The sequence below is a fragment of the Thomasclavelia spiroformis DSM 1552 genome (assembly GCF_025149465.1).
Lineage (GTDB): Bacteria > Bacillota_I > Bacilli_A > Erysipelotrichales > Coprobacillaceae > Thomasclavelia > Thomasclavelia spiroformis.
This window is the reverse complement of the sequence record NZ_CP102275.1, coordinates 500,116-514,996: the sequence shown is the minus strand read 5'-3', so window position 1 is coordinate 514,996 and position 14,881 is coordinate 500,116. Positions and strand designations below refer to the sequence as shown.

General features: G+C 25.6%; 14 protein-coding genes. 8 read left to right on the top strand and 6 right to left on the bottom strand.

Going from position 1 to position 14,881, the window contains the following annotated elements; translation table 11 throughout:
* Positions 1 to 88: 88 nt before the first annotated feature.
* A complete protein-coding gene (locus tag NQ543_RS02200) occupies positions 89 to 430 on the bottom strand; it encodes a phenylpyruvate tautomerase MIF-related protein (protein WP_004609093.1) in 342 nt (113 codons plus the stop codon).
* Between the two features lie 286 nt (positions 431 to 716).
* On the opposite strand from NQ543_RS02200, the gene NQ543_RS02195 reads away from it, so the two are divergent.
* From NQ543_RS02195 to NQ543_RS02185, 3 genes are all read left to right on the top strand, one after another.
* Positions 717 to 920, top strand: coding sequence for a cold-shock protein (locus NQ543_RS02195; protein WP_004609092.1), 204 nt, complete (start codon positions 717 to 719; stop codon positions 918 to 920).
* 103 nt (positions 921 to 1,023) lie between these two features.
* Positions 1,024 to 3,915, top strand: a complete 2,892-nt coding sequence (locus NQ543_RS02190; protein ID WP_004609091.1) for a PD-(D/E)XK nuclease family protein — start codon at positions 1,024 to 1,026, stop codon at positions 3,913 to 3,915.
* Positions 3,905 to 7,609, top strand: a complete 3,705-nt coding sequence (locus NQ543_RS02185) for a UvrD-helicase domain-containing protein (protein WP_039903718.1) — start codon at positions 3,905 to 3,907, stop codon at positions 7,607 to 7,609. The genes NQ543_RS02190 and NQ543_RS02185 overlap by 11 nt, the downstream gene beginning before the upstream one ends.
* Before the next feature lie 19 nt (positions 7,610 to 7,628).
* Here the strand turns inward: NQ543_RS02185 and NQ543_RS02180 are convergent, their stop codons facing one another.
* Positions 7,629 to 8,636, bottom strand: a complete 1,008-nt coding sequence (locus NQ543_RS02180; RefSeq protein WP_004609089.1) for a nucleoid-associated protein — start codon at positions 8,634 to 8,636, stop codon at positions 7,629 to 7,631.
* Between the two features lie 85 nt (positions 8,637 to 8,721).
* Between NQ543_RS02180 and NQ543_RS02175 the strand changes: the two genes are divergently transcribed.
* Complete coding sequence (locus NQ543_RS02175) at positions 8,722 to 9,447, top strand: YaaA family protein (RefSeq protein ID WP_004609088.1); 726 nt, start codon at positions 8,722 to 8,724, stop codon at positions 9,445 to 9,447.
* A 7-nt stretch (positions 9,448 to 9,454) separates the two neighbouring features.
* On the opposite strand, the gene hisC is transcribed toward NQ543_RS02175, so the two are convergent.
* The gene (gene hisC / locus NQ543_RS02170; protein ID WP_004609087.1) at positions 9,455 to 10,516 is read right to left on the bottom strand and encodes a histidinol-phosphate transaminase; all 1,062 of its coding nucleotides are present in this window, start codon (positions 10,514 to 10,516) and stop codon (positions 9,455 to 9,457) included.
* Between the two features lie 338 nt (positions 10,517 to 10,854).
* Here hisC and NQ543_RS02165 point away from each other — a divergent pair, with 338 nt between their 5' ends.
* From NQ543_RS02165 to NQ543_RS02155, 3 genes are all read left to right on the top strand, one after another.
* A complete protein-coding gene (locus NQ543_RS02165; protein WP_004609086.1) occupies positions 10,855 to 11,199 on the top strand; it encodes a helix-turn-helix domain-containing protein in 345 nt (114 codons plus the stop codon).
* 630 nt (positions 11,200 to 11,829) lie between these two features.
* A complete protein-coding gene (locus NQ543_RS02160) occupies positions 11,830 to 12,111 on the top strand; it encodes an IS3 family transposase (protein WP_004608840.1) in 282 nt (93 codons plus the stop codon).
* A gap of 41 nt (positions 12,112 to 12,152) precedes the next feature.
* On the top strand, positions 12,153 to 12,857 hold the full coding sequence (locus tag NQ543_RS02155) for an IS3 family transposase (RefSeq protein WP_004609085.1): 705 nt from the start codon (positions 12,153 to 12,155) through the stop codon (positions 12,855 to 12,857).
* On the opposite strand, the gene NQ543_RS02150 is transcribed toward NQ543_RS02155, so the two are convergent.
* From NQ543_RS02150 to NQ543_RS02140, 3 genes are all read right to left on the bottom strand, one after another.
* Positions 12,854 to 13,462: an IS3 family transposase gene (locus tag NQ543_RS02150; protein ID WP_259935295.1), complete on the bottom strand. Its 609-nt coding sequence runs from the start codon at positions 13,460 to 13,462 to the stop codon at positions 12,854 to 12,856. The two genes, NQ543_RS02155 and NQ543_RS02150, sit on opposite strands and share 4 nt — an antisense overlap.
* 19 nt (positions 13,463 to 13,481) lie before the next feature.
* A complete protein-coding gene (locus tag NQ543_RS02145; protein WP_259935489.1) occupies positions 13,482 to 13,667 on the bottom strand; it encodes an IS3 family transposase in 186 nt (61 codons plus the stop codon).
* A 68-nt stretch (positions 13,668 to 13,735) separates the two neighbouring features.
* The gene (locus tag NQ543_RS02140; RefSeq protein ID WP_004609083.1) at positions 13,736 to 14,077 is read right to left on the bottom strand and encodes a transposase; all 342 of its coding nucleotides are present in this window, start codon (positions 14,075 to 14,077) and stop codon (positions 13,736 to 13,738) included.
* Positions 14,078 to 14,140: 63 nt separating this feature from the next.
* Here NQ543_RS02140 and NQ543_RS02135 point away from each other — a divergent pair, with 63 nt between their 5' ends.
* Positions 14,141 to 14,752 carry a transposase gene (locus NQ543_RS02135; RefSeq protein WP_004609082.1) on the top strand — a complete coding sequence of 204 codons (612 nt, stop codon included), beginning with the start codon at positions 14,141 to 14,143 and terminating at the stop codon, positions 14,750 to 14,752.
* Positions 14,753 to 14,881: the final 129 nt, after the last annotated feature.

Below are 14,881 nucleotides of genomic sequence, written 5' to 3'. Positions count from 1 at the left end.
AAAATTAAAAAAATTTAAAAAATATTTTTACCTACTATAAAACAATAAAAAAACCTCAAATCATTATGACTTAAGGTTATAAACTTCACTACACAAGTGTTCCCTGTTTTCCCCAATTAGGATATTCATCAAAGGAAACGTAAATATCTTTTGCTTCAATAGCAGTTATATTATTAATCATAGTTACTAATTCTTCAGTAAATTTCTTTTTAGCTTCAAATTCTATATTTTTATATAACTTAACTTCAATCATCATACAAGGTACATCTGTACCTCTGAAGTATAAAATTTGATTATCTTCAATATGAAGCATTAAGTTTTCTTCTTTTTTACCAGGTAAAATAGTTATTAATGCTCCTGTTCTTTTTACAATTTCATTTTCTTGTCTAAGTGAAAATTTTTGATTAGTTGTAAATGAAATAAATGGCATTTTTCATTCTCCTTTCTCTTTTATAAAATTTTATCATGTTTTTTTGTTCTTGTTAATAAAAATATAAATTTCTTTATTCAAAATTATAAAAGCGTTTACATAAAAAAATTTGATTTATCGCCAAAAATATGTTATTATAAATATGCAAAAGTAGCAATATAATTTTCAAAGTATCACAAGTATTAGAAGATTGTATTCCTTTATGTATCGCCGCAATCCTATATTTGTGATTTAGAGTTACATAGAGTATTTCCTTTTTGCACATATTTCAAGGAGGTACCAGATAATGAGTACAGGTAAAGTAAAATGGTTTAATCAAGAAAAAGGTTTTGGATTTATTACTAATGATGAAGATGGAAAAGATATCTTTGTTCATTTTTCAGCAATTAACGCTGAGGGGTTTAAAACATTAGAAGAAGGTCAAATCGTTGAATTTGAAATCAATGAAACTGATCGTGGACCACAAGCTCAAAACGTTACTGTTAAATAGTTTCAAATTCATTAAATTATCATTCAATGATAATAAAATTAAAGGGGTGAATATTTCTCCCCCTTTTTTAATGTATATTTTAAATAATAACTGGAGGTATATAATGAAAACATACTGTGGTTTAGAATATAGTTCAAAAATTAAAACAACAATTATCAATACAATCAATGAGGCAAAAGAAAATATTTTCTCTAATTATCTTTTTATTGTTGATGATCCTCTTTTTTTTGAAGAAGCTTTTTTTAAATACACTGATACATTGTTTAACATTCAAATTATTAATTACCAAGATTTAATAAAACAATTAATTAATAATTATCAGCTACATAAATATGAAAAACTAACAAAGCTTGATAAAATTTTAATTACTAAAAAATTAATCGAATCATCTGATAATATCTTCAATAATAGCAATAAAATGGATTTAATTTACGAACTAATAAACATTTTTGATCTATTTTATCTTGAGGATATTACTACCTCTTCTCTTGATAACTTATCTTCATTATCTAAACAAAAATTAGCTACAATTCTTACATTATATAATACATTAATAAAAAATATCCCACAAAACAAATGTTATCAATATGAAGAACTTCTATTAGATAAAATTGATTCATCTTTACAAAACAATCACTATATATTTATAACAGAAAAAATATTTCACAAACGCCCTTACGATTTAATCAAACAAATTTCTAAACATAGCGATGTCATGATTTTAATGAATTGTAATGATGAAGATAGAAACTTTAATATTCCATTTAAACAATATCACAATAATGATTACTATATTAAAAACGATTCTCCATATTTAAATCATTTAAATACATATCTATTTTCATTAAAATCACCAAAATATTCACAACCCACACCATTACATTCATTAATTCAAACAACACCAAAAGCTCAAATCGAAAGTGTAGTATTAAACATCTATCAAAATATTATTGAAAAAAATATGCATTATCGTGATTTTGCAATATATTATCCAAATCAAGAATATCTTGATCTTTTAACAGACACATTAAACAATTTCAATATTCCTCATAACATAAAAAAAACATTGATATTTAAAGAATTAGATGCTTGTATTTTGTTACTTAAATACTATCTAACTCATAACAAAGATGATTTATTAAATTTACTCGATACTAAAATAATCAGTGGTTATACTGATTACAATTATATAGATTTAATTAAAAAAAGTTATTTAGAAACTAATCATCTCGAAGATCCCTTTGAATCAAAATATAATTTTTTAGATTGTCATACATTATCAGATTACTGTAATCTAATGATTTCATTTATAAAAAACGAAATATCATTTAGTGAAAATCAGACAACTTTAATTAATTTCTTTACAAATCTTTTAAATGAACAATCATTTACTTTAAATGAATTTTATAACTTAGTAAACAATTTAAAACCTACTTTAATCGAAGATAAACAAATCTATAATGATCATGTATATCTATTAAATTATAATCAGTGTTATAGTGGTATATTAGATTGTTCATATGTATATCTTGTTGGTGTAAATGAAACAATTGTTCCAAGTCAAATAAGAGATACTGGGATATTATTAGATAATGACTATCAAACTTTAAATTTACCTGATTTAAATCATCAAATAGGATTAGAACAAAACAATATTATAAAAATTCTAAATAGTAACACTAACTTTCTTGCTATTTGCTTTAGTAATGCCACAATTGATGGTCAACCATTATTAAAATCATCACTATATGAACAATTAAAACAAATGTTCAACTTTACTAAAATAGATATCAGTAAAGACTACCTACATCATAGTCTAAAAAACAAACTATATTTACAGCTTGGTAGAGACGATACATCAAAACATTTAAATAATATGATTGATTATTATAAACACTCAAATAACCAACCAACATCTATCACTAATCATATTAATATATCACATTTGTCATCCAGTAAAATAGAAACATACAATAGTTGTCCATATAAATACTTCGCTCAATATGATTTAAAACTATATCCGTTTAAACAACCAACTTTACAAACTAATGAAATCGGAAGTATCGTCCATTATGTTTTAGAAAAAACAAAAATTCTTTTTCAAAATAACCAATCTTCAAATGATATTGATTACAATCAATTACAAAATCTTATTGATAAATATGTTGATGAGTATATCGATGATAATGATTTATTAGACAAACTAAAGCATAATGCTAATAAATTTATTATTAAAATGATTAAATTGGATTTAGTTAATACTATTATTGTTTTAATAAATCAAATGAAAGTAAGTGATTTTAAAATCGTTGGCAGTGAAGTTAAAATCTGTCAACAATATCCTAATTTTAAATTAGATGGAATTATTGATCGAATTGATCAATATGATAAATACTTAAAAATCATTGATTATAAATCAAGTGATAAAAACTTGGATATCTCACTTGCAATCCAAGGTTTTAATATTCAAATGTTATTATATTTAGATAGCTTAACTAAACAAAAAAAGCTTGAAAAAGGAGCTTTACTTTATTTCAATACTAAAAAACGAATTCTTAGTAGTAGTAAATCAATAATAGAAGAAGAAAGTGACGAAAACTTCTTTAAACTTTATAAAATGAATGGTTATGTAAATGAAGAAATTATTGAAGAAATTGATAATAATATTGATAAAGAATCAAATATTATCAAAGCAAAATTTGTAAAAAAATATGATAGTTATAAAGGTAATATTTTAAGTAGTTTTTCATTTGAGCGTTTATTAGCATATGTTAATAAACATATCCAAGATTTATATCAAGAACTAATTTCTGGTAATATAAGCATTAGCCCAAAAGGAAGTGATGAAACTACAATTCATACTAAGGTAAATCCATGTAACTATTGTAATTATAAATCTTTATGTAACTTTGATATCTTTTATAATGAATATACTTTAGTAGATACAAATAATCTTGAATATTTGATTAAGGAGGAAAATGAAAATGCCGATTAGTCCTTTAAATGATGGTCAATATGAAGCCGTTATTACCCGTAATTGTTCAATTTTAGTTTCAGCTCCAGCTGGTTCTGGTAAAACAAAAATATTAGTAAATCGCATTCTTGCCCTAATCGAAGAAGAAAATTATAACGTTGATGAATTATTAGTTTTAACATTCACTAATGCTGCTGCCTTAGAAATGAAGCAAAGACTTCAAGTAGCATTAGATCAACGTCTTCAAGATGATATAACTAATGAATTATCTAATCACCTATTGAAACAAAAACAATTACTTCCTAAAGCCTATATCACAAACTTCCATGGCTTTTGTAGTACTTTATTAAAACAATATGGGTATTTAATTGGGATAAATAGTAAATTTGATATTTGTACTGATCCAACTACAATAAAACATCAGATTCTTGATCAGTGTATTGAAAAATGGATCAATGATGATGAATTTATGGAATTTATTAATTTGTATTTTCCTGAATATTATTTTAAAAGTTTTAAAAATGCTATTTTGAAATTTGAAAATCTAAGTAACACAATCTATAACTTTTATGACTATATTAATGAAATAGAAAAAAATATTTATGATCATATTATTAATGGTAATGAAGATGATTATAATAGTTGGCCAATTAATGAAAAAATTTTTGAATTATTAACTAAACAAGCAAAAATGGGATTAAATAAAGTATATGAACTAGCAAGCTTTGCTAAAAATAACAATTTATCATTTTATTATCAAAATCCTTTTGGTAGTGATAATCCAAAGAAAGCTGACCTTCCTAGTCCATTTGATTGTCATTTAAAATACTATAACGATGTTATTAAAGCAATTGATAGTAAAGATATTAATAAAATAATAACTGCTAGTAATGCTTCATTAATTAAATCATATGATGCTCGAGGACTTTTTAATGAAGACAATGAAAATGCTAAAGCTGAATATAATCGTTTAAAAAATGGAATAGTAAAATTCTACAAAGATACTTTCAATGATTTAGTATATGATAATTTAGATGAATTTAAATTGACTCTATCAACATCAAAAATCCCATTAAAAACACTAATCAATTATTTAAAAAAATTTAAAATTGCTTATCAAGAATACAAAACCCAAAATAATTTATTAGATTTTAATGATCTTGAAGCAAATGCCCTTGAACTTCTTGAACCAAAATACAAAATTGCTAATCTTTTGTATAACCAATTAAAAGAAATCATGATTGATGAATATCAAGATACAAACCAAATTCAAGAAACTTTGATCAATAAAATAGCTGACTTAAAAAAGCCTGTAATCAATCGTTTTATGGTTGGTGATATGAAACAGTCAATTTACCGTTTTAGAGAAGCAGATCCAAAAATATTTAGTGATAAATACAATACATTTAATCGTCTACCAAACACAAAAAGAATTGATTTAAAATTTAATTATCGTTCAAATAAAATAGTTCTAGATAGTGTTAATTATATATTTAATCAAATTATGGACAACGATATTGGTGGTCTTGATTATTACTTAGATGAAAGTGCTAAATTAAATTACGATTATTTAAGAAAAGAAGGTGCAAAAGAACTAGAAGATTTAGATTCAGTTACACTTAATGCCTCAAAACGTCTTGATCAAGAAAATCGTTTTACAACTGAGGTATTATTATCATATCAAACTAATATAAGTTCAAAAGATGCTGAATTAGAAGCAAAAATAGTTGCAAAAAAGATCCAAGATATGGTTGGTAAGCTTGAATTAGATAATTTTAATAAAACAAAAAGATTAACTGAATATAAAGATATTGTAGTATTAATGAGAAATACTCGTAATTTTATTGCTTTTAAAAAAATTTTTTCTAAATACAACATTCCAAGTCACATTGTTTTATCTCAAGGATTTTTACAATCAAATGAAATAATTAGTATCTTTAATGTACTTAGTGCTTTTGATAATCATTTAAATGATATTGCCTTTACTAGTTTACTAAAAGGTAATTATGTAATTAGTAATTTTAGCGAAGATCTTCTTTTAAAAATTAGATGTGATGATAGTATTTCAATGTATGATAATGTTTTGAATTATATCGAATCTAAACAAAAATATTATCAAGAACTTAGTACATTTATTGATTACTATCATGAAATGCGTCAGTATTTTAATTATCACAGTGTTAAAGAGGGTTTAAATAAATTTTATCAAGATAGTGAATATTTGAGTTTTTTAGCTTCATTAGTAAATGGTGCTCAAAGAGTTGCAAATATGGAATTATTATTACAAAAAATGGATGAAATGAAAAATGAATCATTACATAGCATTGTTTGTAAATTTGATGAAATGATGAAAAATGGTGTTAATATGTCGCCAGCTATGGTTTCAAGTAATGATGATAATGTTGTCTCTTTCATGACAATTCATAAATCAAAAGGATTAGAATTTCCAATTGTATTTGTATCAAACCTTCAAAATAAATTTAATCAACAAGATGCTCGAGAACGAATAATTAGTGATAAACAATTAGGAATTGCAATTAAACCGCGTTTATCAAAACAACTAGGTAATTATCAAAATGTTTTCATTGAATATGAAAACAAATATCGTAAAGTTATAGCCAAATGTCAAACAAATGAATCAATTGATGAAGAAATGAGAATATTTTATGTTGCTTTAACTAGAGCATCACAAAAGCTCATTTTAACCGGTTTAATCAAAGAACCTCAAGATATTATTAAATGGCAAAAATACATTATCAATAACAACGAAGATTCAATTATCAATCCTCGCTGTAATGATAAAGTAATTCTTTATCTAAATGCTAGAAAACAAAACTCATATTTAGACTGGTTAGGTATTTCTTTAATGCGCCATGATGATATTATCAATCAAGGAATAAATAAAAATTTACTAGATAAAAATAATTCTGATGAATTAATTAATGAAATCAAGCATAATTTCCAAACAATTATGATTCATAAAAGTAAAAATCTAATTAAGGAAAATACTAAACACAGTAAATTTTCAATTAAATTATTTTCACATGAAGATATTGAACAACAAATTCTAATCAACAATCAAATAGAAACTACACTAGATCTAGCAAATTATCAAAGAAATAATGAATATGTATATCAATACCCACTTATTGAAAACAAAGCTATTGCAGTTACCAAAAAAATTCAAAACATTTATCCTAATTTCAATGACTTAAATCATGATAATACTAGTGATTTTGGTTTTGAAGCAACAACACGTGGAAATATTATTCACAGTGTATTAGAGCATATGGATTTTAATCTAGATTTAGATGATAATTTAAAAATATTAAAAGATATTGAATTGTATAATCAAGATGAATGGAATATCATTAATAAATATTATTCACACTTCAAAGCTTTCTTTGAAAGTGATGTCTGCAAACTAATGAATAGTGCTAAACAATTATATAAAGAAAAAAGTTTTTCAATGATGGATGAAGGACAAATTATCCATGGTATCTTTGATGCAATTTGTATAAATGACAATAATGTTACAATCATTGATTACAAAACAGATACACTCAAAAAATCAACTTCAAACGAAACATTAATTAATTTACATAAAGCTCAAATGGATTATTATAAAAAAATTCTAGCTCGCGTTTTCCCACAAGCAAATATTCAAGCAATCGTTTATTATTTAAATATTGATAAATATATTATAATAAAATAAAAAGGACAAATTGTCCTTTTTATTTTACTACAACATCTTTTATATTTTTCAAAATAATACGAGTAAGTCCTCTTTCATCCATTTCCCGGGAAATATCGACACCTTCTAAATAATCATCAACACTTAATTCAATTACTCGATCATCATCCAACACTAATTTACAACGAGACATCCGATCTATTGAAACTGGAACATTTACAATTTCATCATCTTCTTCAATTCCTAAATCACGCATAATTGTTTCTACTTCTTGAGTAGCATTATAATCACTCTCTACAACTTTCTTTGCTAACTCCATCGGTTTAATTGGTCGATGTTCCATTACTAATTGAGCTAATTCTTTTTTTACAACTGGTAAAGGATCTCCCTCAAAAACCGCATATTCACTATCTACTTTTTTTACTACTTTATTTACGATACTCATTTTTTGTTTATCAGATAACTTAGGCTCACCTTTAATATATTGATCATTTAAATAATAACCTGGTTTTCCATCTATCATAAATCTTTTTTCGATAATTGATAAACTATTATTCTCAATATCAATAATTATTGCCTCTTCAACTGCTGTTGTTTTATTTGGTAAAATTTGTCTGTTAACAAACTTAATACTACGAACACCATCATTTTCTTCAATTAAGCTCATTGGCATATTTTTATAATTTAATTTAATAATTAAAATAAACTTTTTACCATCTACTTTACATTCCACAAACATTAAATTTGCATTAGGCATTTCTTCAATTTTACTACATAAACTAAATAAATCCTGTGTAATTAAAATAGATTCTTCTTTAAAACTCTCATCACTTTCAAGCATTTTTCTTGCTGACTGTAATAAATGATGTTCACTACCTACTATTAGTTGTTTTATATTAGAATTTTCCAAACACTTCTCTATTTTTTTATCATAATACTCAGTTGTCCCTTCAACTAAGTTTATGAATGTATCTGAATAAATTGTTTTTCCATGTTCTAGATCTAACATATGAATTAATATTTTATCAATTAAAATTGTATTACTCATTTTTCATCACCCACACAAGTATATCATATTTTATGAATTTAAGATATAATAACATTAATGAATAAATAGAAAGGATTCAAAGAATATGAAAATAATTATTTCACCTGCAAAAGTAATGAAGTACAAACAATCCAATATAGATAAATCAAAAATTATTTTTCCTAAAAAAACAAGTGAATTATTAGAATATTTAAAACAATTTTCTGTTGAACAATTACATGATTATATGAAAATATCATTTAAAATGGCAAATACTGTATATGATTATTATCATAATGATCATCCATATACACCAGCTATTTTTTGTTATCAAGGTACCGTATTTAAACAATTAAGTTTAAATACATACAGTCAAGAAGATTTTGAATATTTAAATAAATATTTAAATATTATGTCTGCATATTATGGTGTATTGAAATATAATACTAACATTATTCCCTATCGTTTAGATATGACTATGAAATTTGATATTGATTTATATAAATATTGGCAATTAGAAATTAATGAATATTTTAAAGATGAAGACTATATTATCTCTCTTGCATCTAAAGAATTTTCTAAGATGATTAATCACCCTAATTTAATTAATATTGATTTTGTTCAAGATAAAGCCGGTAAACTTACAAGAAATGCAATGTATGTAAAACAAGCAAGAGGTAAGATGTTAGAAACGATGGTTAAGCATAAAATTACTTCATTAGATGATTTAAAAAATATCGTATTTGATGATTATTGTTATAATGAAGAATTATCTACTTCAAATAATTATGTATTTATTAGAAACATAAAATTAACATATAAAAAAATTTAGAGGTCATTTATGACCTCTTTTCAATATATTCACTTAAAAATTCCAACATAATTTTCATTTGTTCCATTGTTCCAATTGAAATACGTAAATATTGACCTATTCTTTCTTTATCCCAATGGCGTACAATAATTCCTTTTTTTCTAAGTGCTAAAAACAATTCTTTACCATCAATTTCAGGATGTCTTGTAAAAACAAAATTTGCATAACTATCAGTAACTTTAAATCCTAATTCCTTTAATTTAGTTTTTGTAAATTCTCTTGTTTCAATAATTTTAGAACATTTATTTTTAGTATCTTGATCATCTAAAATACTAGCTAAAGCAATCTGCTGAGTTATATAATCAATTGGATATGAGTTAAATGAATTTTTAACGTCATATAAATGACTAATTGCCTCTTTACTTCCTAAAGCTAACCCTAAACGAATTCCCGCTAATGATCGAGATTTAGAGAATGTTTGAACTACTATTAAATTATCATATTTATCAATCAAAGGTACACAACTAGTTCCCCCAAAATCAATATATGCTTCATCAACAACTACAATACTATTAGGATTATTTTTTAATACTGTTTCGATAAACTCTAAATCAACCAATACACCAGTTGGAGCATTAGGATTAGGAAAAATAATCCCACTATTTGGCTGCATAAAATCATTAACGTTTATTTTAAAATCATCATCTAACTTTACTAATTGATAATTCATTTGATATAAATCACAATACACAGGATAAAAAGAATATGTAATATCTGGAAACAATACTGGTTCATTACCATTAAAAAAAGTTAAAAAAGTCAAAGCTAATACTTCATCAGAACCATTACCTATAAACACCTGATTTTCATCTAAATCATAATATTTAGCTAATGCTGCTCTTAAATCTGTTGCATCACTATTTGGATACAGTCTTAATTTATTAATATCAATTTCTCTAATCACATCCATAATTTTATTACTTGGACCATATGGATTTTCATTAGTATTTAATTTGATCATATTTACAATCTTTGGTTGCTCCCCAGCTACATATGGCTCAACTTTACGCAATTTATCTTGCCAACTCATTTTATCTTCCCCCTTTTAATCATTAATAATTTATACGTTAAAGTATAGCATAATTTAAAAAAAGCGTTAAGCTTTCTTTTATAAATAAAATAGCTTATAGTAATAAATAATTTCTAAAATGCACACACATCTTAATAAAAATAAAATATACTAAAATATATCGACATATATTACACCTACAAATATTCACTTTCATAAAAGAAGTTAAATTAACTTCTTTTATGAAATATCCTGGGATAACACTTATTGTGTCAATTAAAATATTTTAATCTCTATTTTGTGTATAATTCTAATTTTAAATAAATATTATCCTATAATACATAAAAAGGGGTGATATAGTGTCTAATATAACAGGTGAAAGAATCTCATATTTAAGATGTGAGTGTAATTTAACTAGAGAAGAGTTATGTAAAATAATCGGCGTTAGTAAAAGAACAATTGTTGCATACGAGCAAGGAACAAGAGATCCTAGTGTTAAAACATTACGTGCTTTAGTAGAATATTTTAATGTTTCTTCTGATTATATTCTTGGTTATACAAATAAACCATTAAGGCTAGATGCTATTTGTAAAGAAGAAAAATCATATATTCTTCTACCCAAAACAATTCAAGAATCTAAAGCTAAATATAACTCAATAAATGATTATGTAAATTATATTGCTAGTAAAAATGATGATAAATAATAAAATATAAGTTAATTTATATACTTTTATCTACAGATTTATTTTACAATTAAAAATTTAAATAAACTAAAGATACTTTCAATTTCTATATTAGCCAATAAATTCTTTAATAAAAATAATTCAAATTAATACCAATATTTTAATTTCAGGGAATGTAATAAATAAAGTTTTTAATCTTTAGACGTTACTTCCTTTTTATTTGATATGAAATATCTAGATAAAAAACAAAGTTATCTATATAGACTATCTAATCTTTTACGGGGTTTTAATGAGCACTCAAATATATAGGGGTGCTCTTTTATTATAATTATTTATATTCTTTCCATATTCACGGGGTTTTTGATAAAATTATTTTATCAGTTTATCTGAAATTTTGAGAAAGAAAAAAGGATGCATACTTTCCTACCACAGTCTGTATACATCCTTTCCATAAGAACAATATGATAATAACCCATTTTAATAAAAAAATCAATACTATTCTTCCTGACCTGAATAAATTAGAAGCTTTAATATCCAAGTCATATAACGATTCCGTTAATTCTTTAAATTTTGATTGGATAGGTTACACTAAATTGGACAGTTTTTAAGAGAACTGTTACAATAGAAAATCAAGAAATGAGGTAATCTGAAATGGCAAGAGAAAGAAGAACTTACAGTGATGAATTTAAACAGAAAATGGTCGAATTATACAACAGCGGAAAACCAAGAGCTGAGCTGGTTCGTGAATATGAACTGACTCCATCTGCTTTATCTTCATGGATCAAAAAGTACAATAATACTGGTTCGTTCCATGTCGAGGACAACCGCAGTGATGAAGAAAAAGAACTAATCAGACTCCGCAAGGAAAATCAGCGACTGAAGATGGAAAATGATATTTTAAAGCAAGCAGCGCTGATCATGGGACGAAAATAAATGTTATCATTTCCAATGCAGATAAATATCCGGTCAGCGCAATGTGTAAATTACTAGATATACCTAGATCATCATTATATTATAATCGTAATAATAAATTAAATAAGAAAAAATCCAATGATCATTATCTGACTGCTTTAGTAAAAGAAATATTTAAAAACAGTCGAAACAACTATGGTTCAAGAAAGATTAAAATAGAATTGGCTAAACTGGGCCATATTGTCAGTAAAAGAAGAATTAGACGTATTATGCAGGAAAATGGCTTAGTATCAAGCTATACAGTTAAACAGTATAAAGTACATCACGCAGCATGTAATAATGATAATATAGAAAATAGACTCAATCGTAATTTTAATCAAAAAGAGAGAATGAAGGTAGTAGTTAGTGATCTGACGTATGTTAATGTGGATGGAAAATGGAATTATATATGTCTTATGTTAGATCTATATAACAGAGAGATTGTAGGATATGCAGCCAGTAAGAATAAAAATGCCAAGTTAGTAGAAAAAGCACTCTATTCAATAAAATATGATTTACGAAAAGTAGATTTGTTTCACAGTGATCGAGGAAATGAATTCAAAAATGAAGATATTGAAAATGCATTAAAGGCATTTAATATAAACAGGTCATTAAGTGCTAAAGGATGTCCGTATGATAATGCAGTTGCTGAAGCAACATATAAAATTATAAAAACAGTGGTACTATGTCAAGATTTCGGACCACATAAATGTAAGAAATTTAATTAATTGATACTAATTAAATAATCATGCTCATATTCATTAGGTGATTTATAATCACAATGTGAATGTACTCTTATTGTATTATAAAATCCTTCTATGTATTCAAATACCAGCTTATATGCATGATTATAATTTATAATCTTAAATCTGTTCAGCCATTCCCTTTTTATCAATGCATGATATGATTCTATACACGCATTATCCCACGGTGTTCCTTTTTGTGAATAGCTTCTTTTCATCTGCTTAGTTAATCTTTTGTATTTCTTCGATGTATAGTGCACTCCGCGATCTGCATGGATTACTATTGGTTTTGCGCTTTTTCTTCTTTTTTTAGCTGTTTCCAGACATTTTAATACTTCATCTACTTCTAATGTTTTGCTTAATGTCCATGCTATTATTTTTCTTGAATAGAGATCCATTATACTGGTTAAATATACAAATCCTTCATCTGCTGTCCAGATATATGTTATATCAGTACACCATGCCTGATTTGGTGCTTTTGGATTAAAATCTCGGTTTAGAATATTTTTTAGTTTATTTGAAAAATCACAGTCTTTTGTTGTTATTGTATATGGTTTGATATAATGAGCTTTAATATTGTTTTCCCTCATTATGTTTCCTACATATTTTTCACTTATTTTTTCCCTCTTTTTTTAGTATTTCAGTTATTTTAGGAGCTCCATATATTTCTTTTGAATCCTTATAGATTTTCTTGATTCTTTCTGTGATTCTAGCTTTTCTGATTTTTTGTTTACATGGTTTTCTTTTCAAATATTCATAATATCCTGATTTACTCAGTTGTAATTTTTTTAGCATACCGGTAACTGAAGTCTGTTTATCTTTTTTAGATTTTTCTTTTATCCTTTTATAAAGATCCTGCTTAGTTAATTGCCCAGTATGCCAATAGCCTTTTTTAGGACTTCTAAAGCATCCTGTGTATCTTTCAGTTCTTTTTTTAATCTGGCAATTTCTTTAGCTTCGTCACTTGAATAATTACCGCTTCCTCTTGAATTAATTACGCCGTCATTACTACTGGCATCTTTAAGCCATTTATGAACAGTGCTATCAGCAATACCAAACTGTTTAGCTATAGCTACTTTAGATTCATCAGGATGTTCTAAAACATATTGAACAACTCCCTGTTTAAATTCATCTGTAAATGTTGGTTTAGTCATCATCATATACCCCTTTTCTATTTTTGATTTAAGCTTATGACATTGTATCATATACTAGCTAGTTCTTCCATTTAACTGGTACAGTTTTTATTCTAGCATCAAAGAATCAATTCCATGAATCGCTATTACTCCAGAAAAAATTACCTTAACAAAAAAGAAAACCTTACCGAAGCTGAAAAAAATGAATTATCAGAAGTATCCAGACATTATTATGTTTTGAAAAAATTCCACTGGATGCTCTTCTCCAATAACAACAAGTGCATATACGATCCCAATGTAGAAAAGAAATATAATAAAGTACTTCAGGGATATTTCAACTACTATGATATTTTTGACTATATGATCAGGGATGATCGGGAATTAGATTTAGCTTATGACCTTAAATATCAGCTGGATGTTTTTTACAGGGATTCTTCTTATGACAGTGCCAAAAAAAATATCGACGAACTGATTACCCTATTTAAAAGCAGTCCTATTAAAGAAATGAAAGATTTTGCAAATACACTTACTAAATGGAAACGGGAAATCGTCAATTCATTTATAAGAGCAGATGGGAAACGCATTTCCAATGGAATCATTGAAAATAGAAATAAATCAATAAAATTACTCAAACATAGTTCAAATGGATATCTTAACTGGCATAGATTTAAAAACAGGGTCATGTACTGCCTCAATGATGATGCCACATATCACATGTATCCAATCAAAAATACAGATATCAAATAAAAGTACATTTTCTCATAGAAAGATACAAAAAAACGGGGAACAACTTTTCCCCGTTATGATTTAGTATCTAAAACCCCAGAACCCCAGGTTATTTTAGATTGCCTCTATATATAGATAACTTTTTACTAC